Raw genomic sequence first — 25,202 nt, 5'->3', positions numbered from 1 at the left:
CACCGGGTGCCGCCGCTCGCGCGGGGATCGCGCACGGGCCGCGGGGCGCGTCGCCGTCCGGGATGAGCGACCTGGTCAACCGCCCGTACCCGGTGGCGGCTCCGCCGTTCGGCGTACTCCAGGAAGTCGCACCGAGCACAGCGGACCCCGCACCGCCTCGCCGTCACCGGCCGGCCTGGGGCGCGGCGGCATGGACCCGACGCCGCGCCGGAGCGACGGCGCGACCTTGGGCCACCGGCCGGGCGCCGGCGGAGACGCACCCTGTCGGGGACCGCGTGCGGCGACGCGGGACAGGGGCCGCCGAACGCGGGGTCAGTGCCGGCCGGTCGCCAGCACCGGGCGCAGGACGACGGGACGGCCGGTACGGCGCAACGGGGCCAGGGCGGCCAGCAGGACCAGGGCGGCGATCGGCAGCAGGTCCGGCTCGACGGTGATCGCGGCGACGCCGGCGCCGAACAGCAGCGGTGTGCGGGCCGGGAGGCGGCGGGCGGCGACCAGGAGGCCGAAAAGGATCAGTACGCCGAGGGCGAAGAGCATCGGCCCGGCGGTCTGCAGCGCGGCGGGCAGCGGCGCGGCCGACCGGAAGCCGGTGGAGAGGTCACCGGCGATCCCCCAGAGGAAGCACGCCACACCGATGACGGCCGCCACGGTGGCCACCGTGGCGAGTCGCCGGGCAGTGACCGGCACCATGCCGGGCAAGGCGACGGCGAGCAGCCCGAACAGCACCATGCCGGCGAAGAACGCCAGGTGGCCGACGTCCCGGAGAGGGCCGGAGCCGGGGTGGCCGTCGGGGCCGTCGGCCAGGCGCAGGATCCCGTGGAGCAGCAGCAGCGCCGGCGCCGCGAGCGCGGTCCGGCGGACGGTGGCCGGGTTGGATGACATGCGATGACGCTATGGCGGCCGGGTGGGTGGCGTGGACCGGTGGTTCCCCGGAGGTGGCCCTGATTCCGGTCCCGGGGTCACGCCCACCACCCCTAAGGCGTCCTAGGAGGCTGTCCTGCTTCGGGCCGCCGGGAAACCACGAGGCCGGACCGGTACGGCCGTGTCCACCCTCAGTCGTCTCAGGACACCGCGCGATGATGATGCCCTAGCCTGTCGGTCACATCGACTCATTGAGGGGCGCGGATGTATCGCTACGACGGGGTGACCCGGTGGGCGGCGGCATGCCTGGTGCTGGTCATGGGTGTGCTCGCGGCGGGATGCGGGTCCGGCGATGAACCGGAGGGCAACCGGCAAGGCGGCGCGCCGGAACGGACCGCTTGGCCGCAGCCGCAGGGTGGCCGGTTGACCGAGCAGATGTGCGATCTGCTCGGCCCGGACGACTTCGCCGCGGTGGGCCTGGGCGCGCTGGCGTGGTCGAACCGCTCGGCGGATCCGAAGCAGGGGCACAACACGGTGACCTGCCACTCGATCGGCGACACGTGGCTGCGGCTCGACCTGCAGCCGGACGCCGCCTCGGCGGCCCTGCTCTACAAGACGCAGCTGATCGCGCACAAGCGCAGGATGGCCGAGAGCAACCGCAAGGGCGACCTGCAGCTCAACGGGGTGCGTACCGCGCAGGAGAGCTGGTTCGACGCCAGTGATCTGGACGCCGCCCACGAGGCCCAGGTGCTGACCGCCCGGCGCGGCGCCGTCGTGCTGCATCTGCAGATCGGCTTCCTCAACAGCGGCAAGGCGTCGGCGGACGTGCGCAAGGCGGGCGGCGTGCTGGCCGAAACGCTGTTCGGCCGGATCCCCGAGGTGGGCACGGCGTCGACCGGCAAGCCTCATCGGCTGACCTTGACGGGGCGCGGCACGTCGGGGCCCGTCGACATCACGTACTACGACCCGGTCCTCGGTGAGCAGGTGAAGGTCGGCAACGTGACCCTGCCGTACACCAAGAGCCTGGACTTTCCGTGGTTCGGCAGGGTTGCGACGCCCGTACAGCTGATGGTGACACCGCGACAGCCGACGCTGACCAGCCGGGTCAGCTGCGAGATCCAGGTGGACGGCGTGAGCCTGGCACGCCGGGGACCGGAGGTGTTCGCCGGTTGCAGCGGGTCCTTCCTCGACCCGCGCACGCCGTAGTGGGCGACATCGCCGCTCAGCTGCGCACCATGCTGGTCGCCGGGGCGCTCGGGCTGGTGTTCGCGGGCGCGGGAGCGTACGTCGGTTTCGTGATGCCGGCCGGTCACCGGCCGGATCTCACCGGCGTCCCGGGTCTGCCCGGCGTCCCGGCGTTGCCCAGCCTGCCGCCACGGCCGCACCGGTCGGATGCGCCGGTACGACCCCTGCCGGACCTGCCGGGGCGGCCCACCCTGCCGGCCGACGACCCCTGGACGCCGGACGACACGCCGTGGACGCCGGCCACCGCCGTCCCGGGCGCGCCCGGGGTGCTTCTACCACCCGATCTGCCGGACGTCCCGCGATGACCGGCCGCCACGGAGGGGAGCAGTCATGTCGGTGACCGCCACCCGGTCCCCCGAGCCGGCCTGGCGCGCCCGGGGGCCGCAGGCGCTGCTGGGCGTTGGCCTGCTCTTCAACGCCCTCTACGCCGTCGTCCTGCTGATCGACGCGGCCCGGCCGCGCGCCGGCGCGGACGAGCCCGCGTTGGCGGCGCTCAGCGACACCATGCCGGTGCTCATGCGGGTCGTCGTGCGCCTCGCCTGGGTCGGCTGGGCCGTGGCGGCCGGGATCGAAAGCGCCGTCGCCCTACGCCGTCGCGGGGCCGGGGGCCGGTGGCTGCGCCGGCTGCCCGCGGACCGGGTGCTGCACCTGGGGGCGGCGATCGTCCTGCTGGTGCCGTTCGCGATCCATCCGGTGCGCATCCTGGCCGGTCACCCGTTGATCACGCTGTTGTGCGCGCCCACCACCGCCTTCGGCATCTGGACGGTTCGCCGCTTCCAGCGCTGGCGGAGGTCACCGTGGTGGCTGGCCGCTGCCGTCTTCGGCTGGGGAGCGGTGATCGCGGCAGGCTTCGGCGTGGTCATGAACTCCACGCTGCAGCTGGCGTCGATCAGCTACTACGCCGCGCCGGGCCGGCTCGGCCAGGCTCTGCACTGGAGCAGCGCCACGACGTTCGTCAGTGCGGGAACGATGGAGGAACTCGGCAAGGGCGCCGCGGTCGGGCTGGCATACCTGCTGTTCCGGCGCCATCTCGACGGTGTCGTCGCCGGTCTGGTCCTCGGTGGCCTGACCGGGCTCGGTTTCAACCTGACCGAGACCGTCCTGTTCATGACCGCCGACGGGGGCGCCGGCGCCGGCCTGCACTATTGGATACGTCAGTCGTTCGCGCTGCTGGGCGCCCACACGGCTTTCAGCGCTGTGGTCGGCGCGGGCTTCGGACTGGCCACCGCGCTGGGCTCGCGCCGCCGCCGCGTACTGGTCGTCGCCGCCGGCTACCTCGCTGCCGCGGGGGTGCATTTCGCCGATGACGTCATCCTGGACGCGCTGAGCACGGGTGACATCACCGTGCCGATCCACGGCGGCGCCCTGACCGAGATGCTGCTCGTGCAGCCGCTGACGCTCGTCGTGCTGCAGGGACCACTGGTGGCGGTCTACCTGGTCCTGCTGCGGCAGGGCAGCCGCGGCCAGGCGGCCCGGCTGGCGGCGGACCTGCGAGCCGCCGCAGCCGACCCGGCCGGCGGCATCAGGCCGGCGGAGGTGCCGGTCCTGCTCAGTCCTCGGCGGCGGACCGGTGCCCGGCTGGCCGCCTGGCGCCGGCACGGATGGGAGGCGCTGGCCGCCGTGCGCCGGCTGCACGCCGCTCAGTACGAGCTGGCCGCGACCCACCGGGAGGAACCCGAACGCCTGGCCCGGCTGCGCCTGCGCATTGCGCAGCAGCGCCGACTGCTGGGCGCGGCCATGACGGCGGCACGAGCGACGAAGGCGGCGGCATGAGGCGGGCGCTGCTACTGCTGCTGGGCAGTGTCCTGCTCGTGCTGGCACTCGCGACACCGGCCGCGGCCGGATGCGCCATCTCCTACCAGCCCGGCGAGATCGCGCCGGGGGTGGACAACGGGTGCGGTGGCGCCGTTCCGTGGGTCGCCGCGGCCCTGGTCACGACGAGCGGTGTCCTGGCGGGTCTGTCGCCACTGATCCTGAGCGCCTGGCTCGACGCGGCCGGCGCCGTCACCGCCGAGGCCGATCTCGGTGCGATGGCGACGACCGGGACCGCCGCGCCGGTCAGCCGGGACGACAGCCTGCCGGAGGCCACCGTCAAGGTGCACCGCAAGGACTTCCATCCGCGCGGGCAGTTCGATCGCAAGATGAACGCGTTGAGCAGACTCAGCGACGACGGCAAGCTGTTCAAACAGGCCAACAAGGTGGCGCGGGACAAGAGGATAACGGACGGCTACAAGAAGCGCGTCCGCAAGGCGATCCTGCGCAAGTACTGGCCCGGCCACAAGCAGCTGGCCACAAAGCTGTTGCAGCGGCTGAAGGAGCAGCACCCCGATCACGTGTGGGAGCTGCAGCTGGGCGGCCCCGACACCGTCAGTAATCTGCAGCTTCTGCATGGTAGAACGAACGTGGACATCGGCAGCCAGATCTGGCAGCAGATCATGCATCTGCCCGACGGCACACCGATCCGAATAGAGGTGGTGGGTTGAATCCTGAGCTGCGCGAGCTCATCGCCGGGCTGCGCGCCGAGCTGGAGGGGGGCCGGCCGGCCACCCTGGTCTGGGCGCAGATCAACGCCGGCGCGCCGGCCGACGAGATCCCGGCCGGCCTGCCACGGCCGGTCCGCGAGCTGCTGGCGGCCGCCGACGGGATCCTGGCCGGCGCGTTCGACCTGCCCGCCGCCGCGGAGCTGCCCGGCATCCAGTACCACCTGGAGACGATGCCCGGCTTCACCCGCATCGCCGACGAACCGCAGCGGTGGCTGGTCTTCGGCACGCTGCACGAGGAGCCGCTGCTGCTCGACCGCGAGACCGGCGCGGTGTGGTACTTCCCGGACGCCGACGGCGACGAGTGGTTCATGCGTGAGCGGTTCGACAACGTGGCCTCCGGCCTCGACGAGTTCGTCGGTCACTACGTCTTCGGACCGGGCTACGGACGGATCGCTTTCGACGACGACGAGTGGTGGGAGTTCCTCAGCCGGCACGGTCTGACCGAGGGCGACCACGACGGGGGCCGGGAGGCATGAGCGTCACGCAGGAGCAGCTCACCGCGCTCTGGGGCGCCGACGGGATGATCCGTTTTCCGGCCGACCGGTTCGGCGACGTGCTGGGACCGCTGACGCCACAGGTGTTCCCGCCCGGGGGCGTGCTGCCGCGGGACGTGCCGATCCTGTTCACCGTCGACGTCGACGTCGCGGGCGTGCAGCTGTTCTCCCGGCTGCGCATCGAGGTCGGCGACGCCGAGCCGCGCATCTACATCGTGCTCGGCAGCTCGCCGGAGGACGCGCAGATGCTCTTCTGCCTGGAGGCGCTGACCGGCGCGGTGGTGCTGCTGGACCTGCAGACGCCGAACTTCGAGCCGGTCAACGCGACGTTCGCCGCGTTCGTCGAGTTCCTGTACCGGCTGGGGCAGCTGATCGGGGACGACCCGGGCGGCCGGGCCCGCGCCGAGCGGGCCGCCACGATCCGCGCCGAGCTGACCGGCGCCGACCCCTCGGCCTTCGCCGACCCGGAGTCGTGGTGGAGCATGGCCTTCGACCAGCTGGAGTCCACCGGGCGGTGACGCGCGCCGGCCACCGTGCCGGGTCGAACCACCCGCCCGGACAGCGCCGCGGGCGGCGGGGCGCGACAGCCGGGCCCGGGCGGCGGCGTGGAAGCGGATCGCGGGCGCCGTTTTTCCTATCGCGCAGATAGGAATGCTATGCTCTGCCGCAACGGGGGCCGACCGCCGGGAGCGGCGGGGACCTCACCTGACGCTCCGACCACTCCCGGCGCCGGCCCGCCGGACCGCGCTCCGGCGCCGGCCCGGACCGGCTCCGGAACACCCGCACCCCACTCCTCGGACGCAAAGCGGAGGCAACGCGTGACCACCCTGACCGAGCAGGCGGCCGAGGACTTCTTCGCGGCCCGGGCGTTCCAGCCCGGGATGCCGGGGTTCGCCGGGATCGCGGTGGACCTCCTGCTGGATCCGGCCTGCGCGCCGACCGGCCGGCGGCCGCTGCGGCACGGCTTCCTGGACGCCCGGTCACCGGGCGTGGTCGTGGTCAGCGGTCCCCCGTCGCCCGGGCTGGAGGTCGCCCTCCGCCGGATGTCCGACGACCTGGCCGCGGCCACCCGGGTGATGGACCAGCACGGGTTGAGCGTGCTGCCGTTCGCCACCGACACCGTGCACCCGGAGGGTCCGGTGCACGCCTACGGCGCCGCCACCGCGGGCGTCCGGATCGGCCTGGAGGCGGGCCTGGACGACGGCGGCCCGCTCGGGCTGCGGCGTCGCTGGGCCCTCGCGCACACCCTGGCTCCGGTGCTGGCCGCCGCGTTCGCGAACGCCCCGCTGCGGCACGGCCGCCCGACCGGCTGGCGCAGCGTCCGCCAGGCGCTGCGGCGCGACCTTCCGGTGCTGCCGCCCGGCCCGAGCGCCCCGCCGTGCGAGCCCGGCGACCGGCGGACCGCCGGCCCGGCCCAGGATCTGCCGGCCCCGCGCGCCGCGCAGACCGGTCCGGCCCAGGGCCTGCCGATCCCGCGCGCCGCGGCGTCCGGCCCGGCACGGTGCGCAACCGACCCACGTACGGCCTGGTCCGCGTACGTCATGAAGGCCCCCACCGGGACCGGCCGCAGCCTGCGCGACCGCCTGCGCGCCGGCGCCCGCCTGGCCGAGACGGACCTGCACCGCCACCTCGCCGCGCTCCGCCCGCCGGTGGCCGCCCGCGGTCATCTGGAGATCGACGTCGCCGACCGGCAGCCGGGCAACGGCTGGCGCGTCCCCGCCGCGGTGATCACCGCCCTGCTCGACGATCCCCGCGCCGCCGAGGAGGCCGAGGCCGCCACCGCGCACCTGGCCGACGAGCCCCGCCTGTGGGAACGCGCCGCCCGCGACGCGCTCACCGATCCGGTGCTGGCCGGCGCGGCCCGCGCCTGCTTCGTCGCCGCCTACGCCGCGCTGGCCCGCCAGGGGGTCAGCCGGGAGCTGCGCGACGCGCTCGCCGACTTCACCGAGACGTACGTCGGCCGTGGCCGCTGCCCCGCCGACGACCTCCTGGACCGCGCCGCCGGCCGCGTCTGACGGCGCCCGCCGCTGTACAGCGGACCGGAGCGGCCCGCGCCGCCCGGCCGCGCCTGGTGCGCCTGGTGCCCGGGCGCGCCTGGTGCCCGGGCGCGGCTGGTGCCCCTGGCGCCGCTGGTGCCCCTGGCGCCGCTGGTGCCCCTGGCGCCGCTGGTGCCCGTGGCAGGTGGCGCGCCTGGTGCCGGTGGCGCGCCTGGCGCGGGCGGTCCGGCAGCGTGTGCCGGCGGCGGCCGGAGTCGAAGGGCCCACCGCAGGCCGGTCCGCGGCCATCGGCGTGTTGCTGCCGGTTCACCCGGTCTCCCTAACGTCCGGCCTCATGGGAAAGATCGCCAATCGCACGCTCGCCGGCGCCGGCGCGCTGGTCCTCGCTGTCGCCCTGGCCGGCACCGCGTCCTACGCCGGCGGGCACCCGAAGGTCACCACGCCGACGCTGACCGGCTGGGCCGCGCTGCCGGCCGGCACGTTCGTCCCGGGCAGCGAGCCGTCCGGCGCGCTGGTCACCGGTGACCTGCACGGATTCACCGCGCCGTTCGCGGACCAGCCGGTGCAGGGCTTCTCCGGCATCGTGGACAACCACGACGGCACCTTCGACGTGCTCTCCGACAACGGGTACGGCAACCAGGCCAACTCCGCCGACTTCCTGCTGCGCGTGCACCGGCTCGCCCCGGCCTTCGCCACCAACACGGTGGACGTGGTCGGCGGCGTCAACCTGACCGACCCGAACGGGAAGGTCCCGTGGCCGCTGACCCGCGCCGACCGGGTACTGACCGGCGCCGACTTCGACGTCGAGTCGATCGTCAAGGCGGCCGACGGCACGTTCTGGATCGGCGACGAGTTCGGCCCGTACCTGCTGCACTTCGATCGGGGTGGCCGGCTGCTCACCGCGCCGATCCCGCTCGACGGGGTGGTCGCGCCGGAGACCGCGGCCCGCACCGGCGTCCCGGCGACCACCGGCAGCAGCAAGGGATTCGAGGGCCTGGCCTCCTCCCCGGGCGGGCGGTACGTCTACGGCCTGCTGGAGGGCACCGTCACCGGCGACACCCCGGGGCAGCTGCGGCTCAACGAGTTCGACACCCGCGCCCAGAGGTACACCGGCAAGCGCTACCGCTACCGGCTGGAGTCGGCCACCAACGCCATCGGCGACGCCATCGCGGTGGACCGGGACCGCTTCCTGATCATCGAGCGGGACGGCGGGCAGGGCGCCACGGCCGTCTTCAAGCGGCTCTACCTGGCCGACAAGCGCGACCGCGACCGCGACGGGCTGCTGGACAAGACCCTGCTGGTCGACCTGATGAACATCGCCAACCCGAAGCGGCTGGGCGGGTTCGGCACCACGTTCACCTTCCCGTTCCAGACCATCGAGGACGTGGTGATCCTGGACGACACCCATCTGGCCGTGCTCAACGACAACAACTTCCCGTTCTCCAGCGGCCGGACCGCCGGACGCGCGGACGACAACGAGTGGATCACCATCCAGCTGCCGCAGCCGCTGCACACCGACCGGCGCCTGCTCAGGTGAGCCGCGAGCCGGCGCGGGGGCCCGCCCGCGCCGGCTCCACCTCGGTCGATACGCAATCTTCACCGTCGTGCGCCCGGCGATGCTCGGTTCGTGCGTTAGCGTCCCGGCGTGAACGAGGAAATCCCCGGGCAGCCGCACCCGGCCCCCGGTCTGACCCCCCTTCCGCAGCAGGCGGATCCGCTGGCCGCGATCCCGGCGACCGGTGACCCGCTGAGCGCGCCGGCCCCGGTCGGCGGCAACCCCATGTACGGCGTGCCGCCGGTCACCCCGCAGCCGGGCTATCCGGCGCAGCCCGGACATCCGGACCCGGCGCACGCCACACCGCCCGGCGGCTACCCACCGCCCGCCTACCCGGGCCAGCCGTACCCCGCTCAGCAGTACCCGGGCCAGCAGTACCCGGGCTACCCGGGGCAGCCGTACCCGGGTCACCCCGCGCCGTACCCGATGTACGGGCCGCCGGACTCCGGCCGGACCAACGGCTTCGCCATCGCCTCGCTGATCTTCGGCATCCTCGGCGGCCTGCTCGGCATCGTCTTCGGCCTCATCGCCCTGGGCCAGATCCGCCGGCGCGGCGACCGTGGCCGCGGGCTGGCCGTCGCCGGTCTGAGCCTGTCCGTCGCCTGGTTCACGGCGATCGTCGCGCTGATCGCGATCGGTCTGGCGATCGGCGACGACAGCGAGACGAGCACCACCGTCACCTCCGGGGGACGGCCGAGCGCCGCATCCAGCGAACCCGCCGACGTACGCACCGACAAGCTGGCCGCCGGCGACTGCATCGCCACCATCACCGACGCCGACACCGTCTACGACCTGCCGGTGGTCGCCTGCTCGCAGAGGCACGAGGGCGAGGTGTACACGGTCTTCACCCTCCCGGCCGGCGCCTTCCCCGGCGACGCGAAGGTCGAGGCGCAGGCCGAGAAGCGCTGCGACCGCTCGATCGAGCCGTACGCCATCGGCCGGTTCGCCGACGCCGAGATCTACTACGTCTACCCGTCCAGCCGGTCCTGGACGGTGGACCGCAGCGTCACCTGTATCGCGGTCGCCCCGGAGGGCGCGAAATGGACCGGGTCCATGGTGAAGTGACCGTCGTCCGCCGGGTTCGGCGTCATCCCCGCGCGTCGCGGGCGACGGGCCACCGCCGCCCGCCGTGCCGTGCGGTCACGCCGGACCCGGCGGGCAGCCGCCTCGGGCATCCGGAGATGCCGTCACTGGCCGTACTTGGCCTTGCGCCGCTCGCCGATCTCCCAGGCGATCACGTACTGCCGGATCATCTGGGCGAGCGGGTCGACGGTCCGGAAGATCAGCACCACGTGCAGACCGGGCTCCCCCACGGCCGGCCGGACCGCGTGCACCCGGCCGGTCAGCTCGGCCTCGCTGGTGCCGAGCCAGACCAGCGCCCGCATGTGGTCGCCCTCCTTGACGCCCTTGGCCTCCGGCATCCAGAAGCGCAGACCGCCCTCGCTGATGTCCAGCATCCGGCCGTTGCGCTCCTGCTCGCCCCACTCGCCGAAGAGCCGGACCGGGGCGCCCGCGCCGCCGCGGGCGAACTGGCGCCGGTTGCTCACCACCGGTTCCGCGGTCGGGAACAGGTTCCACCGGAACGGGGCGCCGTCGGAGATGCCCTTGAGCAGCACCGGCATCACGATCCGGGAGCGCGGCGGCACCCAGAACACCTCGAACTCGTAACCGGGCAGGAAGCCCTCCGGGCCGCTGGTCTCCAGCGGGGCGGCCACGCTGAAGGTGTCCGGGTCGACCGACTCCAGCCGGGAACGGAAGTTCACGCCGTCCCCGAGGGCCAGGAACATCGGGGCACCGATCTCGGGCAGCTCCATCACACGCCGGCCTTTCACCTCACCTGGCCCGCACCGTGCGGGTCGCCTTGTCAATGTCGGCGGCCGGATCGGCGACGTGAGAAGTCGGACCGCGGTGGCTGACCTCGATCCGGGCCGCGCTATCCGCGCACCAGGGCGAGGACGGTGTCCATCGCCTTGAGCTTCTCGGCGCCGGTGCCGAGGAAGCCGTCCGGCACGATCAGCTCGTCCAGGCCGGCCGCGCGGTACTCGGCGATGGCGTCGGCGAGCCGCTCCGGGCTGCCGCCGGCGGCCGGCACCGGCAGCCCTTCCGGCAGCGGGCCGTCCACCACGGTGATCGCCTGCGCGGTACGGGCGATGGACTTCGGGTCCCGGCCGTGCTCGGCGCAGAACCGGTCGAGCACCGCCGACTTGTGCGCGATCAGCTCGGGCCGGCCCCAGGCGTTCCACAGGTCGGCGTACTGCGCGACCACACCCAGCATCCGCTTCTCACCACTGCCGCCGATCATGATGGGCAGCGGGTCCTGCACCGGTTTCGGCTCGCAGACCGCGTCGGTGAGCTGGTAGTACTCGCCGTGCAGGGTGGTGCGTGGCTCGCGCAGCAGGCCGCGCAGCACCTGCAACGCCTCGACGAACCGGTCCAGGCGCTGCTTCACCGAGGGCAGCTCGATGCCGTACTGCTCGTGCTCGTTGAGCTGCCATCCGGCGCCGACACCCAGGGTGAAGCGCCCGCCGGTGATGTGGTCGACGGTCGCCGCCATGTTGGCCAGCACGGCCGGGTGACGGTAGGTGTTGCCGTACACCAGGGTGCCGATCCGGACCCGGGGGACGGCCGCGCCGAGCGCGGCGACCAGCGAACCGGCCTCCAGGGTGGGGTGTTCGGGGTCCCGCCCGGCGCCCGCGTTCGGCATGAAGTGGTCGGCGATCCAGACGCCGTCCCAGCCGGTGCCGGCCGCGTGCGAGGCCGTTTCCAGGATGTCCGGCCAGGGCTGACCGGCGCCCGGCCAGATCGAGATGCGCATGTCGTCACCCTATCCACACCCGCTGGCCCCGGCCCGGGCTCGCCCGCCGGGTCTGTGCCGCGCCGCGCGGGACGGCGCGGCCGGGGCGGTGTTGCTAGGGTGGCCGTCGGGTCATGAGTGCCAGCGTTCAGCCCCGGCTTGCTGGCCGGCAACCCTCCGACGTGCGGGTGGGGTGCCCCGGGTGATGACCGGGCCCGGCGCGCGGTGCGCCGGGCAAGCCGCGAAGGGAGCCGTGCCGTGCTGCTCAAGAACCTCGACGCTCCGGTCCTGGAGGGACGGCTGGTCCGCCTCGAACCGCTGGCCCGGCGGCACGCGGGCGACCTGGCCGTGGCCGTCGAGGAGGACCGCCGGTCGTACCGGTGGACCTGGGTGCCGCGGGCCGCCGAGGTGGACGGATACCTCGACGCGCAGCTCGCCCGGACCGAGGCGGGCGTGCTGCGGCCGTACGCGCAGGTTCTGCGCGCCACCGGGCGCGCCGTCGGCGTGACCGGGCTGTGGGATCCGCGGCCGTGGCCGGACCGGGACGAGCTGTGCGCGGTCGAGATCGGCTTCACCTGGCTGGCCGCGTCCGCGCAGGGCGCCGGAGTCAACACCGAGGCGAAGTACCTGCTGCTCCGGCACGCTTTCGAGGGGTGGAACGCGGTCCGGGTGGATCTCAAGACCGACGCCCGCAACGAGCGGTCGCGGGCGGCGATCGAGCGGATCGGGGCCACCTTCGAGGGCGTGCTGCGGTCCTGGTCCCGGTCGTGGGCGCCGGGCGAGGAGGGGCGGCTGCGCGACTCCGCGATGTACTCGGTGGTCGCGTCGGAGTGGCCGCACTGCCGCGCCAGGCTGGAGGCGCGCCTGTCGGCACTCTGAGCCGCCGGGCACAGCGGGCCGGCATTCATGGTGGTATGCGGCGGCTCCTCCCGCGCGCGAAGGCCGGACCCGACGTGTGCTCAGGAGCGGCCGCGCGCCACCAGCCCCTCCCGCGCGTCAACGTCACCCCGCGGGAAGAGGGAGTCGAAGACCGCGACCCGGTCGAACCGCATGGCGTAGTCGCGGGCGCGCTTCTCCATCGCGCGTTTCTCGGTCTCCGGCAGCTCCAGGACGACCCGGTCCAGCGCCTCGCCCAGCGCGTCGACGTCGCCCGCGTCGACGATGATCGCGGTGTCGCCGACCGCCTCGCCGGTCCCGCCGGTACGGGTGGTGACGATCGGGCCGCCGCCGGCCAGCATCTTCTCGGCCAGGGCGATGCCGAACGTCTCGACGAAGTCCGGCTCCGGGCGGGTGGGCAGCGCGTAGGCGGCGCACCCGGCCATCAGCAGCGGTTTCTCGTCGTCGTCGACATCGTCGAGGAAGATGATCCGGTCGTCGTGCGCGGCCATCGCGCGCACGTGCTCCAGTGCCGGCCCGGTGCCGGCGATCACCAGCGGGACCTTCTCCCGGCAGCGCATCTTGCCGTACGCCATGACCAGGTCGTAGACGCCCTTGGCGCGGGCCACCCGGGACAGGAACAGCAGGTATCCGTCGCGTTGGAGGCCGCGCCCGGCCAGGGCGGCGTCGATGGCCGGCCGGTCGAGGCCGAGGAACGCCGACGAGTCGATCGGCGGGTAGCTGACCGTGACCCGTTCCCGGCAGGCCTGAGCGAAGGCGGTGCCGCGGTGCGCGTCGACCTCCTCGGCCGACGCGATGATCTCGTCCCTGGTGTACGCCGAGACCGCCACCACCTCGTCGCTGGCCAGGAACGTGGTCAGCAGCACCGTCGCCGCGCCGAAGCGTCCCTCGCGCAGGCAGGAGCGGATGACGTTGGTGACGTCCGAGCCGACCGCCTTGGCGATCGTGTGCACCCGCGGGGCGAAGCCGGCCGCCCGGGCCGCGGTGACCGCATCGTTGATCACCTGGGTGTGCGGGACCAGGTACATCGACAGGCACACGGTGGGCACGCCGTCGCTGAGCAGCTCGACCAGCCGGCCGGTGAGCCCGGCCAGGTGCCGGCCGTCCGGCACCCGGTAGTCGCCGACCGCCTCCGGGCGTTCGACGGTGATGCCGTCGCTGTACGGCAGCAGCCGGTCCAGCGGCTTCAGCGGCAGGCCGGCCGCCTGCAGGGCGGGGATCGGCCAGGTGAGCAGGCGTACGTCGTCGAAGCCCCGGGTCAGGGCCACCTCGGCGAGATTGCGTGCCTCACCCGAATGCCCGCAGATAACCGGATCGGCGCGGACCGCGATCACGAGTCTCCGGGTAGGACGGCTCATGGTCATTCCTTAGGAGTCGCAGGGGAATGGGCGAGGGTGAATGGATGGGACGGCGGGCGGATCCCGTGTCCCCAGGTGGTCGGCTCGGGGCCGAGCCGCAGGTGCAGCCGGCCCCCGCGGTGCACGTCGGTGGCGGACAGGTGGGCGGCGTGCAGCGGCTTGCCGTCGAGCGTGGCGGACTGCACGTACTGCGGCGGCGGGTCGCGGTCGAGGCCGTCGACCCCGATCGGCGTCTCCCGGTGCCCGCTGGTCTCGATGACGAACTCCTCGTCGCCGACGCGCAGCGCGGCCCGGGCGAACGCGGGCGTGTTGAGCAGGAACAGGCCCTGCCCGGCGACCGGGAACAGGCCCAGGGACGCCCAGACGTACCAGGCGCTGAGACCACCGGAGTCGTCGTTGCCCGGCAGCCCGCCGGGCCCGGTGCCGAACTGCCAGGTCAGCGCGGAGTGCACGATCTCGGCGGTACGGTCCGGACGGCCCGCGTAGTGGTACGCCCAGGGCGCCTCCATGTCCGGCTCGTTGTTGAGCCCCTCGAACCGGTTCAGGGCGTACCCGAGAGCCATCTCGGCCGGCAGCGGGCTGATCCCGGGCTGGCGGACCGGCTCCGCGCCGTACCCGAAGAAGCGGTCCAGCTTGTCGATGAACCCGCGGTCGCCGCCGGCCAGCTCGATCCGGGCGGCCATGTCGTGCAGCAGCCGGAACGAGTAGTTCCACTTGCCGCCCTCGTAGAACTCCGAGTCGCGCAGCAGCCCGGTGGCCGGGTCGAACGCGTTCACCCACTGGTGGCTGCGGCGTTCCAGGTCGTCGGCGAGCCGCCGGTCGTTGAGCGCGCGCGCCACCTTGGCGGTGCAGTGGTGGGCGTACGCCAGGTCCAGCGTGTGCGTGATCGGGTGCACCAGGCCGTGCTCGAAGAAGTCCTCGCCGTACATCCGGCGCAGGTCGTCGACCATGTGCACGAGCGCCCAGCCCCAGTCGATGCCGGACCGGTCCAGCGCGTGCGCGTCGGCGAGCGCGGTGTGCGCCAGGGCCGACGCCTGCCGGAAGAACCGGTCGGCGCCGCGGGCCATCCGGTAGCCGATCGGGAAGTTGCCCTCCTCCTCGCAGACCCGGATCAGCGACTCCAGCAGGTCGGTGGCCCGGTCCGGGGCGATCGCCCGCAGCAGCGGGATCTGCGTCTTGTAGATGTCCCACATGGTGCAGATGTCGAAGGCGTACGGCCCGGAGGTGGGCCAGAACGGGCTCTCGTCGTCGGCGAAGCACGGCTTGATCAGCGCGTGGTAGAGCGCGGTGGCCAGCACCGTCCGCCGGGCCGGGGTGCCGCCGTCCACCTGCACCCGGTCGATGTGGTCGCGCCACCGCTGCCGGGTGCCGGCGCGCACCCGCTCGAAGGCCGGCTCCGCCCCGGCGCACTCCCGCTCCAGGTTGCGCCGGGCCTGCTCGCAGCCGCGCAGCGAGAAGCCGATCCGTACCTCGATGGTCTGTCCCGCCCGGGCCGGGCCCATGAACAGCAGGCCGAACGGGCGCAGCGTGGTCTGCCGGATGCTGTCGAAGTCCAGCCGGGTGCCGCCCGGGATCAGGCGCCGGTCGTACCAGACCATCTGCCGCCAGCCGGGGGTGTCGGCCTCCAGGTAGATCGAGAGCGGCACGCCCTCCATCACCACGGTGCCCCGCGCGCAGCCGTGCCCCATGCTCTCCACCTGGGCGCGCAGCGGCACCGTGCGCCCCAGGTCGATCGCCAGGCCACCGCACGACAGGTCGATCACGACCCGGGCGCTGGGGTGGTCGGGGAAGGTGTACCGGTGCACGGCGACCTTCTCCCCCACGGTGATCTCGCAGCGCACCCCGGTGTCCAGGTTCGCGGCGTAGTAGCCGGGCTCGGCGCGCTCGTCGTGCAGCGCCCAGGACCGGCCGAGATCGTCCAGCGGCTGCACCATCGGGGTGACCCGCACGTAGTTGTAGTACTTGCGGATCGCGCCGGTGCCGGACTGCTGGAAGTGGGTGAAGCCGGACGCCTGGGTGCGCTCGAACATCTCCTCGGGAACGCCCTCGGTGTTCTTGGCGTACCGGCCGTAACCGGTGGGGTAGGCGCCGGAGTAGGCGCAGGCGGACACCATGCCCAGGGGCGAGGTCGCGCCCGGGTGCGTGTTGCCCACCTGCGGCTTGGGCCACCACCAAGTGGCGGCCAGACCGTGTGCTCGGGGCAGATCGGTCGCCGCGGTGCCGATGAAGGGGTCTACGTTGTCCAGGATTTCGGGACTCTAACCGGCGCCGGGCCCGCTGTGGTTTCGTTCAGGTGAACTGAACCTTCCGGAGTGACAGCCGCGCCGGGCCCGCCGGACGGTCTCAGCCCAGCACGGTGGACAGCGCGCTGACGAAACGGTCGATGTCCTCGATGGTGCTGCCCAGGCCGAAGCTGGCCCGCAGCAGACCGGTCCGCCCGCACGCCTCGACCCGGTCGGTCCCGGTCAGGCGCCGCACCAGCGGGTGCGCGCAGAACTGTCCGGCCCGCACCCCGACCCCGTGCTCGCGGCCGAGCCGGTGCGCGACCTGCGCCGGGTCGTGGCCGGGCAGGTGCAGCGAGACGATCCCGACCCGCGGGTGGTCCGGTCCGAAAATGCTCACCTCACGCGCCTGCGGCACCGTGCGCAGGCCGGCGCGCAGCCGCTCCAGCAGGGCCTGCTCGTGCCGGTGCAGGGCGTCCCGGTCGGCGATGAGCAGCGCCGCGCAGACCGCGGCCACGGCGGCCGCGCCGAGCAGGTTCGGGGTGCCGCCCTCGTGGCGGGCCGGGCCGTCCGCCCAGGTCAGCTCGCCGGGGCGGGCACCGACCGCGGCGCTGGCGCCACCGCCGTACAGGTACGGCTCGGCGGCGTCCAGCCAGTCGGCGCGGCCGGCGAGCACGCCCGCACCGAACGGCGCGTACAGCTTGTGCCCGGAGAAGGCCAGGTAGTCGGCGCCCAGGGCGGCGAGCGAGACGCCGCGGTGCGGCGCCAGCTGGGCGGCGTCGACGATCACCCGTACGCCGTGGGCGTGCGCGACGTCGGCGAGCTCCCGGACCGGCCACAGTTCGCCGGTGACGTTGCTGGCCCCGGTGACGGTGAGCACCGCCGGCCCGTCCACCCGGCCGAGCGCGGCGCGCAGGTCCGCGACGGCCGCCGCGGGCGACGCCGGGGTGGGCAGGCGCAGCACGTTCGGCCAGGGCAGCAGGTTGGCGTGGTGCTCGCCGTCGAACTGGATCGTGGTGGTGCCCGCCGGGAGCGCCCGGGCCAGCAGGTTGAGCGCGTCGGTGGTGTTCCGCGTGAAGATCACCTGGTCGCCGGGGCGGGCGCCGACGAACTCGGCCACCACGTCGCGGGCCACCTCGTACGCCACGGTGGAGGTCTGGGAGCGCACCCCGGTTCCGCGGTGGACGCTGCCGTACCGCGGCAGCAGCTCGGCGACCGCCTGCGCCGCGGCCTGCGCGCACGGCGCCGACGCGGCGTAGTCGAGATGGGTGAAACGGACCGTCTCGCCGCTGGGGAGTTCGGTCTTCAGGTCGTCGCCGACGATGTCGAGAGCCGACACGGCACACCTCCGATGAGGTCGGGGACCCCATCGGATCCGCGCTTGCCGTCGTCGGTCGACGCCGGCCCGGTCCTCACCCGGGGCACCCCATCGCGAACGCAAGGGTTGCCGGTCAGCGAGCCGGGGCTTGACGCTGACACTCATGACCTGGCACCGAAGTTAGCAGACGTCACAGCGGCGTGCCATATCCCCTACTCGATGTAGGGATTATGGTCGATTCATGACTGGTTTCGCACAACAGTGGGCGCGGTGGCACGACGAGCACGAGCAGCGGCGCGCCGCCCCGCACGGGTTCCTCGCCATCACCGGACTGCACTGGCTGAGCGAGACACCGCAGCGGTTCCCGGACGCCCCGGGTGAGTGGCGCAGCGAGCCGGACGGCGTGGTCGTCGTCCTCGGCCCGGGCGAGGAGCTGGACGGGATCACCGGCGAGCACCGGTTCGGCCGGGGCGACACCACGGTGCGGCACGGCGACACGCTCGTCGAGATCGCCCACCGCGGCGGGCTCGACGTGCTGCGGCCCCGGCGTCCGGACCACCCGACCCGGGTGCGATACCTGGGCACGCCCGCCTACACGCCGGACGAGAAGTGGGTGGTGCCGGGCCGGTTCGTGCCGTTCGACGAGCCGCAGCCGGTCACCGTCGGATCGGTCGTGGAGGGGCTGGAACACGTCTACCAGGCGCCGGGACGGATCGAGTTCCGCGTCGGCGACCAGGAGCTGTCACTGACCGCGTTCAACGGGGACGCGCCGGGGACGCTGTTCGTGGTGTTCACCGATGCCACGGCGGGGATCACGACGTACCGGGCGAACCGCAGCCTGACCGTCGCGGCGCCCGGGCCGGACGGGTCGGTGGTGCTGGACTTCAACCGGGCGACGAACCTGCCGTGCGCGTACACCGAGTTCGCCACCTGCCCGCTGCCGCCGCCGGAGAACAAGCTGCCGATCGCGGTGGAGGCGGGTGAGCAGTTGCCCCGGTGATCCGTGGGGTTCCGGGCGCCGCGGCCCGGGGAGCCCGGGATGGCGGGCTCCCCGGGCCGCGGCGCCCGTCGGAAGGGCAGGGCCGTGGCGCCCGCCGGGGAGGCGGGCCGCGGCGCCCGCCCGGGACCCGCGGCGCCCGCCCGTAACCCGCGGCGTCGGCCGGAAGGCAGGCCGTAGCGCCCGCCGGGAGGCGGCCGGCGGCGCCCGCCGGTAGCGTGACGGGATGGAGGAGCTGCTCGCGCAGGTCGAGGCGCTGATCGGAATCCGTTCCACCGCCGACCGTCCCGGTGAGCTGCACCGCGCCCTCGGGTTCGTGCTCGACCTGGTCGGGCCGGGTTTCGAGATCCGCCGCTTCGAGTCCCGGGGCAGGCCGAGCGCGCTGGTCAGTCATCCGGACCGGCCCGGGCGGCCCCGGGTCATCCTCAACGCGCACCTCGACGTGGTCCCCGGTAGGCCTGATCAGTTCCGGGCACGCCGCGAAGGCGACCGGCTCTACGGCCGGGGCGCGCACGACATGAAGGCCGCCGCGCTGGTGCTGGCCACGGTCTTCCGCGAGCTGGCCGCCGAGCTGCCGTACCCGATCGCCCTGCAACTGGTCACCGACGAGGAGGTGGGCGGCTTCGACGGCACCGGCCATCAACTCGACCGGGGTGTCCGCGGCGACTTCGTGATCATCGGCGAGCAGAGCGGCCTGCGGGTGGTCACCGAGTCGAAGGGCCTGGTCCGGGCGCGCGTGACCGCGACCGGCCGGGCCGCCCACGCCGCCTATCCGTGGCTCGGCAGCAACGCCCTGCTCACACTGCTGTCCGCGGTGGACCGGCTGCTGACGCGCTACCCGGTCCCCGACCGGGAAACCTGGACGACCACGGTCAACCTGGCCAGGATCGAGACCACCAACGAGGCCGCCAACCAGGTACCCGCCGACGCGTCCGCCTGGCTCGACATCCGCTACCCGCCCGAGGACACCGACCTGGCCGCCCGCCCGACCGCGGCGATCACGGAACATCTGCGGGCGGTGACCGGCCCGGAGGTGGCGGTGGAGATCGAGGCGGTGGGCACGCCGCATCGGGCCGACCCGGACAGTGCCGGAGTCAGGAAGCTGCGAGAGGCGATCCGGGCGACCGGCCACCCCGGGTCGCTGCTGCGCAAGCACGGAGCCGCCGACAGCCGCTTCTACTTCCCGCTGGGCGTCGACGCGGTGATCTTCGGTCCGACCGGCGACGGGCAGCACGGCCCCGACGAATACCTCGAGATCAGCTCTTTGGCGCCTTATCGTGACGCGTTGCGGTATTTCCTTTTTTCGTACGATGGTTTGCCACCATCCCCGACCGCAACCGACGCGTCCCGTCCGTAACCGCGACGCGGTCCCGGGTCCGGACCGTCCAGCGACCGCCGGGGCGGGGCGGGTGGTGACGGCCCGTCCCGCCCGTGACGGCAACGCGGTCCCACGTCCACGACCACCCGCCGGGGCGGGCCGGCCGTAACCCCCCGCCGCACCCGGAACCGCGACGTCCGCAAGCACCCCGCGCCCACCGGAACCCCGACGTCCGCAAGCACCCCGCGCCCACCGGGACGGGACCGCACCAACACCCCGCCGCACCCGGAACCGCGACCCCCCACAACGACACCGCGTGGGCCGGCACGCCGTCGGCGGCACCGCGCGGCCGGCACGCCGTCGGCGGCGTCCGTCGGGTCAGGCGGCGCGGGCGAGCAGGTGTTCGACGCGGCGTGCGACGGCGCGCAGGTGGGGGCCGCGCTCCGGGTCGACCCGGGCGTTCCAGGAGCAGGGGCCGTGACGGTGGAGCACCTCGGCGTACCGGGCGTCCGGGTCGACGCGGTCGCCGCTGGGGCCCACGGTCTGGTCGGCGTAGGTGAGGGCGTCGGCGAGAACCGTGCGTTCGTCCGGGTAGACCGCGAGCATCTCGCTCAGCCCCCGGGCCGCGGCGACGAACCGGGCGCCGGAGTGGTAGGCGACCAGGCCGGCGACCCGGACCGGCCAGCCGTTGCGGGTCAGGTGGTCGGCGCCGTCCAGGGGATGGAAACCGGTCACCACGAGGGGCGGGGCGTAGCCGATGTCGTGCAGCCAGGCCGCCGCGGTGAGCAGGTCGGCATCGACGCCGAGCGGGCCGGCGAGGCCGGCGGCGCGCTCGGCGACGCCCTGGGTGTGCAGCCAGCGGTTGCCCATGTCACCCAGCAGCGACTCGGCGAGAAGCCGGGCCGCGGCGGTCAGCGGGCCGGCACGGCCGGGGAGCACGGCGGGCTGGAGCGGCCCGAAGGACTCGAGGAGTTCGCCGGGTACGCGCAGCAGGCTGGGAGCCGTCATCGCCGGATGGTAGGCCGCCGATGATGAACAACAGTCAAACGCGGTGTGAGCACGGCCTGAATGGCACGCCCGGGCCCGGAATCCCGGCCGATCGACCGACCCCGCCCGGGCCCACCGACGGCGGTCCGCGCGTGCCCCGCACCGCCCGGCACCCGCTGACCCGGCGAACCGGCCGCCGTTCCGTCAGGACCCGCCCGGCACCCGCTGACCCGGCGGACCGGCCGCCGTTCCGTCAGCACCCGCCCCGCACCCGCTGACCCGGCGGACCGGCCGCGTCAGCACCCGCCCCGCACCCGCTGACGCGGCAGACCGGCCGCGGTCAGCTGGGCGGCCAGCGAGACGGTGGCATTGTGGATGAACACCGCGACCTGGTGGTCGTCACCCAGGTCGCAGGCGGCCACCACGGAGCCCAGGTTGATCGGGTCGAGTTCGGGCGCGTCGGCCAGGTCGACGATCAGCCGCAGCGGACGGACCCGGCGGACGGTGTGCACCAGGAGCTGGCGCAACTCGACCGCCTTGTCGACCCCGACGGAGCCATGTGGATGGATCACCACGCTGCCGTCCGGACCGGTACGGACCTCCAGCACCGAGCTGCGCATCGGGTCACCCTTCGTTACCGTCACGTTCAGCTTTCCGCACTCCCGCGGAGCCGGATGTTCTTTCCCCCGTCGGGTGGCGCCCTCGGACCGGGACCCGGCGGATCCCGGACGGACCCGAGTTGACCACGGTGGACCCGGACACCACCCGGCAGGAACGGCGTCCAGCGTCCCGGACACCATCCCTCCGGCGAACCAACTGCGCCTGTCGATCAGGTGAACGGAGGACGACGCCGCCCGGGAAGGGCGCGACCGGCAGGGCCGCCGATCCACGGGCGCTGATGCCGTCCCTCGTGGCAGGCCGAGGTGAGGGCTCGCTACCCTGGCGCCATGATGCCGCGTACCGGGTCGAGGAAAGGCGTCAAGTACGCGCTCGTGGCCGTGTCCCTCGCGCTGGCCGTGCTGGTGTGCCTCTGGGTCCTGCGGTTCCTGATGCTGATGAGCTGGTTCGGTGAGGGAGAGCTGCCGCCGAGGTCGCGAATACCGGACGTGCCGTCCGGGGCGAGTGTCGTCGAGGACGGCAGGAAGTGCGGCTCCGGTGGATGCTGGTGGCAGCTCACCATCGCACCGGCGGCGGGGCAGTCACCGGAAGACCTGGCCCGTGCGATGGATCTGGCCGAGACACGACGCAGGCCACCGACTCTGCTCGATCCCGGCTTCGTCTACGTGTGGGCCCATCCCCGGGACGGGCAGTTGGTGATCGGGGTCTCCTACCGGGAGTGAGCCCGGCCGTCGGCACCGGCGGCTGATTCCGGCTCGATCTCCCGCACGCACGGGCCTGGGAGGCCTGCGGCGCGTCTGACACCGCCAGATGCCGATCTCCCGCGCGCACGGGCCCCGGTGATGCAGCCGCATCCCGTGGACGCCGCCATGCCGGCCGGTCCGCCCGTCAGCCGATCGCGACGGGGGCCGCCGACCGCGGCCGCCGGTCCAGTGCGAAACTCGTCGCCGCCAGCGCCAGGCCGCCCGCGGCCAGCGCCACCCCGGTCCAGGCCGGGGCGAGGTAGCCGTAGCCGCCGGCGATGACCAGGCCGCCGAGGGCCGCGCCCAGGCTGTTGGCCAGGTTCATCGCCGACTGGTTGACCGCGGCGCCCATCAGCTGGGCGCCCGGAGCGACCGTGATCAGCCGGGCCTGCAGCGCCGGGCCGAGGAACAGGCTGGCCGCGCCGACCAGGAACGCCGCCCCGAACAGCCCGACCGGCGAGCGTGCCACCAGCGCGAAGAGCACCACCGCGGCGATCGAGCAGCCGAACCCGGCCAGGGTGGCCCGTCGCAGGTTCCGGTCGGCGAACCAGCCGCCCAGCGCGTTGCCGACCGTCATCCCCAGACCGACCGCGACCAGCACCCACGGCACGGCGCCGGCGCTCAGCCCGGTCACCTCGGTGGTCACCGGCGCGATGTAGCTGTCCACCGCGAAGAACCCGGCGAAGCCCACCGCGGCGGTCGCCGCCACCAGCCACACCTGCGGCCGGCGCAGGGCGCGCAGTTCGGTGCCGATCGAGGCGCCGGCCGCCATCGGCACGTCGGGCACGGTGGCCAGCACGGCGAACAGGGTGAGCAGGAAGACCGCCGCGATCGCCAGATATGCCGGACGCCACCCGGCCTGCTGGCCGAGCAGTGTGATGGCCGGGACGCCGGCGACGTTGGCCAGGGTCAGCCCGCCCAGCACGGTGGCGTATCCGCGTGCCTCGCTGCCCGGACCCATCAGGGTGGCGGCGAGCAGCCCGGCCGCGCCGAAGTAGGCGCCGTGCGGCATGGCCGCCACGAACCGGGCCACCAGCACCAGGCCGAACGTGGGCGCGACCGCGGAGGCCAGGGTGCCCGCGGTGAAGAGCGCGAGCAGGAGCAGCACCAGCCGCTTGCGCGGCATCCGGGCGGAGAGCGCGGCGATCAGCGGCGCGCCGGCGACCACCCCGAGCGCGTACGCCGTGATCACCCATCCGGCCCGGGCGACCGCGTCCTCGTTCGATCGGGCCCACGCGTCGGGCAGCAGGTCCCGGGCCATGTCCGGCAGCAGGCCCATGGCCACGAACTCGGTCAGGCCGATCGCCACGCCACCCAGGGCGAGGGCGAGCAGCGCGATCCACCGCTGCCGGCCGGTCAGTTGATCCACCGGGCGAGCGTAGGGCCCGACGACCCGGTCGCCCCGGGCCGAGTGGGGCAGCTCACGACGGGATCCGTTCAGGCGGGCAGAAGTCGGCCGAACGGGCCTTGGCAGCAAGATCGCCAGCTGGTTGCATCGACGGGTTTCCTCGTCATCGACGTTAGGTGTCCCATGAGCGATGCGCCCACGGCGGGCCGTCACCGGATGAGTCCGCGCTGGCTGGTCCGGCACCGCAAGCGCCTGCTCGGGGCCGCCGCGGTGCTGTTGTCGCTGATCCCGCTCGCGTTCATGAACACCGCGGGCGCGGCGGCCGCACTCCCGCCGCAGCCGGGCAACTTCACCGGGTACGGCTTCGACGCCTGCACCGCCCCGTCCAGCGCGGCCATGTCGGCGTGGCTGAAGTCGTCGCCGTACCGGGCGGCCGGCATCTACATCGGCGGGGTGAGCCGGGGCTGCGCCCAGCCGAACCTGACCGCGGACTGGGTCCGTGAACAGGTCAACCGTGGCTGGCGGCTGATCCCGATCTACGTCGGGCCGCAGGCCGCCTGCACCCCCGCCACCCGCAAGAACCTGATCGTCAACAGCACCGCCGCGGCGCAGGGCACGGCCGCCGCCAGTGACGCGGCCGCGCAGGCCCGGGCGCTCGGGCTGGCTCCGCAGAGCGTGCTGATCTACGACATGGAGGCGTACGACAGCGCCGACGCCACCTGCAAGGCCGGGGTGCTGACGTTCATGAGCGCGTGGACCGCCCGGCTGCACGACCTGGGTTACCTGTCCGGGTACTACAGCAGCGCAGGATCCGGCATCGCCGACCAGGTCGCGGTCTACCACAAGGCCGGGTACGTGCGACCGGACTACGTGGACTTCGCCCGCTGGGACAACAAGGCCACGGTCACCGATCCCGGGATCCCGGCCGGCTACTGGTCGCCGAACCGGCGGATGAAGCAGTACCGGGGCGGTCACGTCGAGACGTACGGCGGCGTCGCCATCAACATCGACAGCGACTACCTGGACTTCCGCGTGCTGCCGGCCACGAAGCAGTCCGACTGGACCCGTAACGGCTGGTCCGACGTGCTGGCGCGGACCACGAGCACCGGCAACGTGTTCGCGTACCCGGGCAACGGGACGGTCGTCACCGAGGCCGGCCGGTCGTCGGTCGTCTCCGGGTTCGCCGGCATGGACCAGCTGGTCCGGATGGACCTGAACCGGGACGGCTACCAGGACGTGGTGGCCCGCACGAAGTCCACCGGGACGGTCTACCTCTACCCCGGCCTGCGCAACGGGCGGCTCGGCAACCGCAAGCAGCTCTACAAGGATCAGCGCAAGCTGCGCGAGTTCACCGCGATCGGGGACTTCAACCGGGACGGCTACCAGGATCTGCTGGCCCAGCAGATCAGCAACGGCAACCTCTACCTGTACCCCGGTGTCAAGGGCGCCCGGTTCGGCACCCGCAAGCTGGTCGCGGCCGGTGACTGGAACAACCGCAGCGAGTTCACCGGCGTCGGCGACTTCAACCGGGACGGTTACCAGGACCTGCTCGTCAAGGAGACCAAGACCGGCATCTTCTACCTGTACCGCGGCAAGTCCGGCGGCTTCCAGGCCCGGCTGCGGGTCGGCGTCGGGAAGAGCCTGCGCGACCTGACCGGCGTCGGCGACTTCGACCGCGACGGTTACCCCGACCTGGTCGGGGTGCAGGCCAGCACCGGGTACCTGTTCCTCTACCGCGGCACCGGCAAGGGCCTGCTCGCCGGGGTGCGCATCGCCACCGGGTACCGGGGACGCTCGCCGCTGTTCTGAGGCGGCGCGGTCGCGCCGGGTGCGGCGCGGTCGCGCCGGGTGCGGCGCGGTCGCGCCGGGTGCGGCGCGGTCGCGCCGGGTGCGGCGCGGTCGCGCCG

General features: G+C 73.7%; 23 protein-coding genes and 2 riboswitches. Of the genes, 14 read left to right on the top strand and 9 right to left on the bottom strand.

The annotated features are described in order from the left end of the window. Positions 1–312: 312 nt before the first annotated feature. Positions 313–882, bottom strand: coding sequence for a hypothetical protein (locus ACTEI_RS10600; RefSeq protein WP_122977493.1), 570 nt, complete (start codon positions 880–882; stop codon positions 313–315). 243 nt (positions 883–1,125) lie between these two features. Between ACTEI_RS10600 and ACTEI_RS10595 the strand changes: the two genes are divergently transcribed. The 9 genes from ACTEI_RS10595 to ACTEI_RS10550 all read left to right on the top strand — a co-directional run bounded on the left by ACTEI_RS10595 (position 1,126) and on the right by ACTEI_RS10550 (position 9,760). After that, positions 1,126–2,067, top strand: coding sequence for a hypothetical protein (locus tag ACTEI_RS10595; protein WP_122977492.1), 942 nt, complete (start codon positions 1,126–1,128; stop codon positions 2,065–2,067). Next, complete coding sequence (locus ACTEI_RS36885; RefSeq protein WP_164465907.1) at positions 2,067–2,411, top strand: hypothetical protein; 345 nt, start codon at positions 2,067–2,069, stop codon at positions 2,409–2,411. The genes ACTEI_RS10595 and ACTEI_RS36885 overlap by 1 nt, the downstream gene beginning before the upstream one ends. Before the next feature lie 25 nt (positions 2,412–2,436). Then, positions 2,437–3,879: a PrsW family glutamic-type intramembrane protease gene (locus tag ACTEI_RS10590; protein ID WP_164465906.1), complete on the top strand. Its 1,443-nt coding sequence runs from the start codon at positions 2,437–2,439 to the stop codon at positions 3,877–3,879. After that, positions 3,876–4,589 (top strand): hypothetical protein, encoded by a 714-nt coding sequence (locus tag ACTEI_RS10585; protein WP_122977490.1) that lies wholly within the window; start codon positions 3,876–3,878, stop codon positions 4,587–4,589. Before ACTEI_RS10590 ends, ACTEI_RS10585 begins: the two co-directional genes overlap by 4 nt. Then, positions 4,586–5,125, top strand: coding sequence for an SUKH-4 family immunity protein (locus tag ACTEI_RS10580; protein WP_122977489.1), 540 nt, complete (start codon positions 4,586–4,588; stop codon positions 5,123–5,125). The genes ACTEI_RS10585 and ACTEI_RS10580 overlap by 4 nt, the downstream gene beginning before the upstream one ends. Next, positions 5,122–5,661, top strand: coding sequence for an SUKH-4 family immunity protein (locus ACTEI_RS10575; RefSeq protein ID WP_122977488.1), 540 nt, complete (start codon positions 5,122–5,124; stop codon positions 5,659–5,661). The genes ACTEI_RS10580 and ACTEI_RS10575 overlap by 4 nt, the downstream gene beginning before the upstream one ends. 300 nt (positions 5,662–5,961) lie before the next feature. Further along, entirely contained in the window at positions 5,962–7,158 is a 1,197-nt protein-coding gene (locus ACTEI_RS38200; RefSeq protein ID WP_239082309.1) for a glutamate-cysteine ligase family protein, read from the top strand. Positions 7,159–7,474: 316 nt separating this feature from the next. Beyond that, entirely contained in the window at positions 7,475–8,677 is a 1,203-nt protein-coding gene (locus tag ACTEI_RS10555; protein ID WP_122977486.1) for an esterase-like activity of phytase family protein, read from the top strand. A 108-nt stretch (positions 8,678–8,785) separates the two neighbouring features. Then, on the top strand, positions 8,786–9,760 hold the full coding sequence (locus tag ACTEI_RS10550; protein WP_122977485.1) for a DUF4190 domain-containing protein: 975 nt from the start codon (positions 8,786–8,788) through the stop codon (positions 9,758–9,760). A 122-nt stretch (positions 9,761–9,882) separates the two neighbouring features. Here the strand turns inward: ACTEI_RS10550 and ACTEI_RS10545 are convergent, their stop codons facing one another. Together ACTEI_RS10545 and ACTEI_RS10540 are read right to left on the bottom strand one after the other, a co-directional pair. Next, positions 9,883–10,509, bottom strand: coding sequence for a PilZ domain-containing protein (locus ACTEI_RS10545; RefSeq protein WP_122977484.1), 627 nt, complete (start codon positions 10,507–10,509; stop codon positions 9,883–9,885). A 119-nt stretch (positions 10,510–10,628) separates the two neighbouring features. Then, complete coding sequence (locus ACTEI_RS10540) at positions 10,629–11,510, bottom strand: TIGR03560 family F420-dependent LLM class oxidoreductase (RefSeq protein WP_122977483.1); 882 nt, start codon at positions 11,508–11,510, stop codon at positions 10,629–10,631. A gap of 109 nt (positions 11,511–11,619) precedes the next feature. Continuing rightward, positions 11,620–11,736: riboswitch (SAM riboswitch) on the top strand. An 11-nt stretch (positions 11,737–11,747) separates the two neighbouring features. On the opposite strand from ACTEI_RS10540, the gene ACTEI_RS10535 reads away from it, so the two are divergent. Then, positions 11,748–12,368 (top strand): GNAT family N-acetyltransferase, encoded by a 621-nt coding sequence (locus ACTEI_RS10535; RefSeq protein ID WP_239082310.1) that lies wholly within the window; start codon positions 11,748–11,750, stop codon positions 12,366–12,368. Between the two features lie 80 nt (positions 12,369–12,448). On the opposite strand, the gene ACTEI_RS10530 is transcribed toward ACTEI_RS10535, so the two are convergent. The 3 genes from ACTEI_RS10530 to ACTEI_RS10520 form a co-directional block, all read right to left on the bottom strand. After that, entirely contained in the window at positions 12,449–13,744 is a 1,296-nt protein-coding gene (locus ACTEI_RS10530) for a glycosyltransferase (protein WP_122977482.1), read from the bottom strand. Between the two features lie 2 nt (positions 13,745–13,746). Beyond that, on the bottom strand, positions 13,747–15,969 hold the full coding sequence (locus ACTEI_RS10525) for a glycoside hydrolase domain-containing protein (protein WP_262384709.1): 2,223 nt from the start codon (positions 15,967–15,969) through the stop codon (positions 13,747–13,749). A gap of 118 nt (positions 15,970–16,087) precedes the next feature. Further along, complete coding sequence (locus ACTEI_RS10520; RefSeq protein ID WP_239082314.1) at positions 16,088–17,290, bottom strand: aminotransferase class V-fold PLP-dependent enzyme; 1,203 nt, start codon at positions 17,288–17,290, stop codon at positions 16,088–16,090. A 48-nt stretch (positions 17,291–17,338) separates the two neighbouring features. Further along, positions 17,339–17,453, bottom strand: a riboswitch (SAM riboswitch). 72 nt (positions 17,454–17,525) lie between these two features. Between ACTEI_RS10520 and ACTEI_RS10515 the strand changes: the two genes are divergently transcribed. Then, entirely contained in the window at positions 17,526–18,284 is a 759-nt protein-coding gene (locus tag ACTEI_RS10515; protein WP_122977480.1) for a DUF1684 domain-containing protein, read from the top strand. A gap of 223 nt (positions 18,285–18,507) precedes the next feature. Next, a complete protein-coding gene (locus ACTEI_RS10510; protein ID WP_122977479.1) occupies positions 18,508–19,638 on the top strand; it encodes a M20 family metallopeptidase in 1,131 nt (376 codons plus the stop codon). A gap of 339 nt (positions 19,639–19,977) precedes the next feature. Here ACTEI_RS10510 and ACTEI_RS10505 read toward each other — a convergent pair whose 3' ends face one another. Both ACTEI_RS10505 and ACTEI_RS10500 read right to left on the bottom strand, forming a co-directional pair. Next, positions 19,978–20,607, bottom strand: a complete 630-nt coding sequence (locus ACTEI_RS10505) for an HD domain-containing protein (RefSeq protein WP_122977478.1) — start codon at positions 20,605–20,607, stop codon at positions 19,978–19,980. A gap of 275 nt (positions 20,608–20,882) precedes the next feature. Continuing rightward, positions 20,883–21,206: a hypothetical protein gene (locus tag ACTEI_RS10500; RefSeq protein ID WP_122977477.1), complete on the bottom strand. Its 324-nt coding sequence runs from the start codon at positions 21,204–21,206 to the stop codon at positions 20,883–20,885. Between the two features lie 327 nt (positions 21,207–21,533). Here ACTEI_RS10500 and ACTEI_RS10495 point away from each other — a divergent pair, with 327 nt between their 5' ends. Then, the gene (locus ACTEI_RS10495; protein ID WP_145830847.1) at positions 21,534–21,926 is read left to right on the top strand and encodes a hypothetical protein; all 393 of its coding nucleotides are present in this window, start codon (positions 21,534–21,536) and stop codon (positions 21,924–21,926) included. Positions 21,927–22,092: 166 nt separating this feature from the next. On the opposite strand, the gene ACTEI_RS10490 is transcribed toward ACTEI_RS10495, so the two are convergent. Further along, the gene (locus tag ACTEI_RS10490; RefSeq protein ID WP_122977475.1) at positions 22,093–23,316 is read right to left on the bottom strand and encodes an MFS transporter; all 1,224 of its coding nucleotides are present in this window, start codon (positions 23,314–23,316) and stop codon (positions 22,093–22,095) included. 162 nt (positions 23,317–23,478) lie between these two features. Between ACTEI_RS10490 and ACTEI_RS10485 the strand changes: the two genes are divergently transcribed. Further along, on the top strand, positions 23,479–25,104 hold the full coding sequence (locus ACTEI_RS10485) for a glycoside hydrolase domain-containing protein (protein ID WP_122977474.1): 1,626 nt from the start codon (positions 23,479–23,481) through the stop codon (positions 25,102–25,104). The last annotated feature ends 98 nt before the right edge of the window (positions 25,105–25,202 follow it).

Origin of the sequence: Actinoplanes teichomyceticus ATCC 31121 (genome assembly GCF_003711105.1) — a bacterium.
Classification (GTDB): domain Bacteria; phylum Actinomycetota; class Actinomycetes; order Mycobacteriales; family Micromonosporaceae; genus Actinoplanes; species Actinoplanes teichomyceticus.
This window is presented reverse-complemented; position numbering and strand designations above follow the sequence as displayed.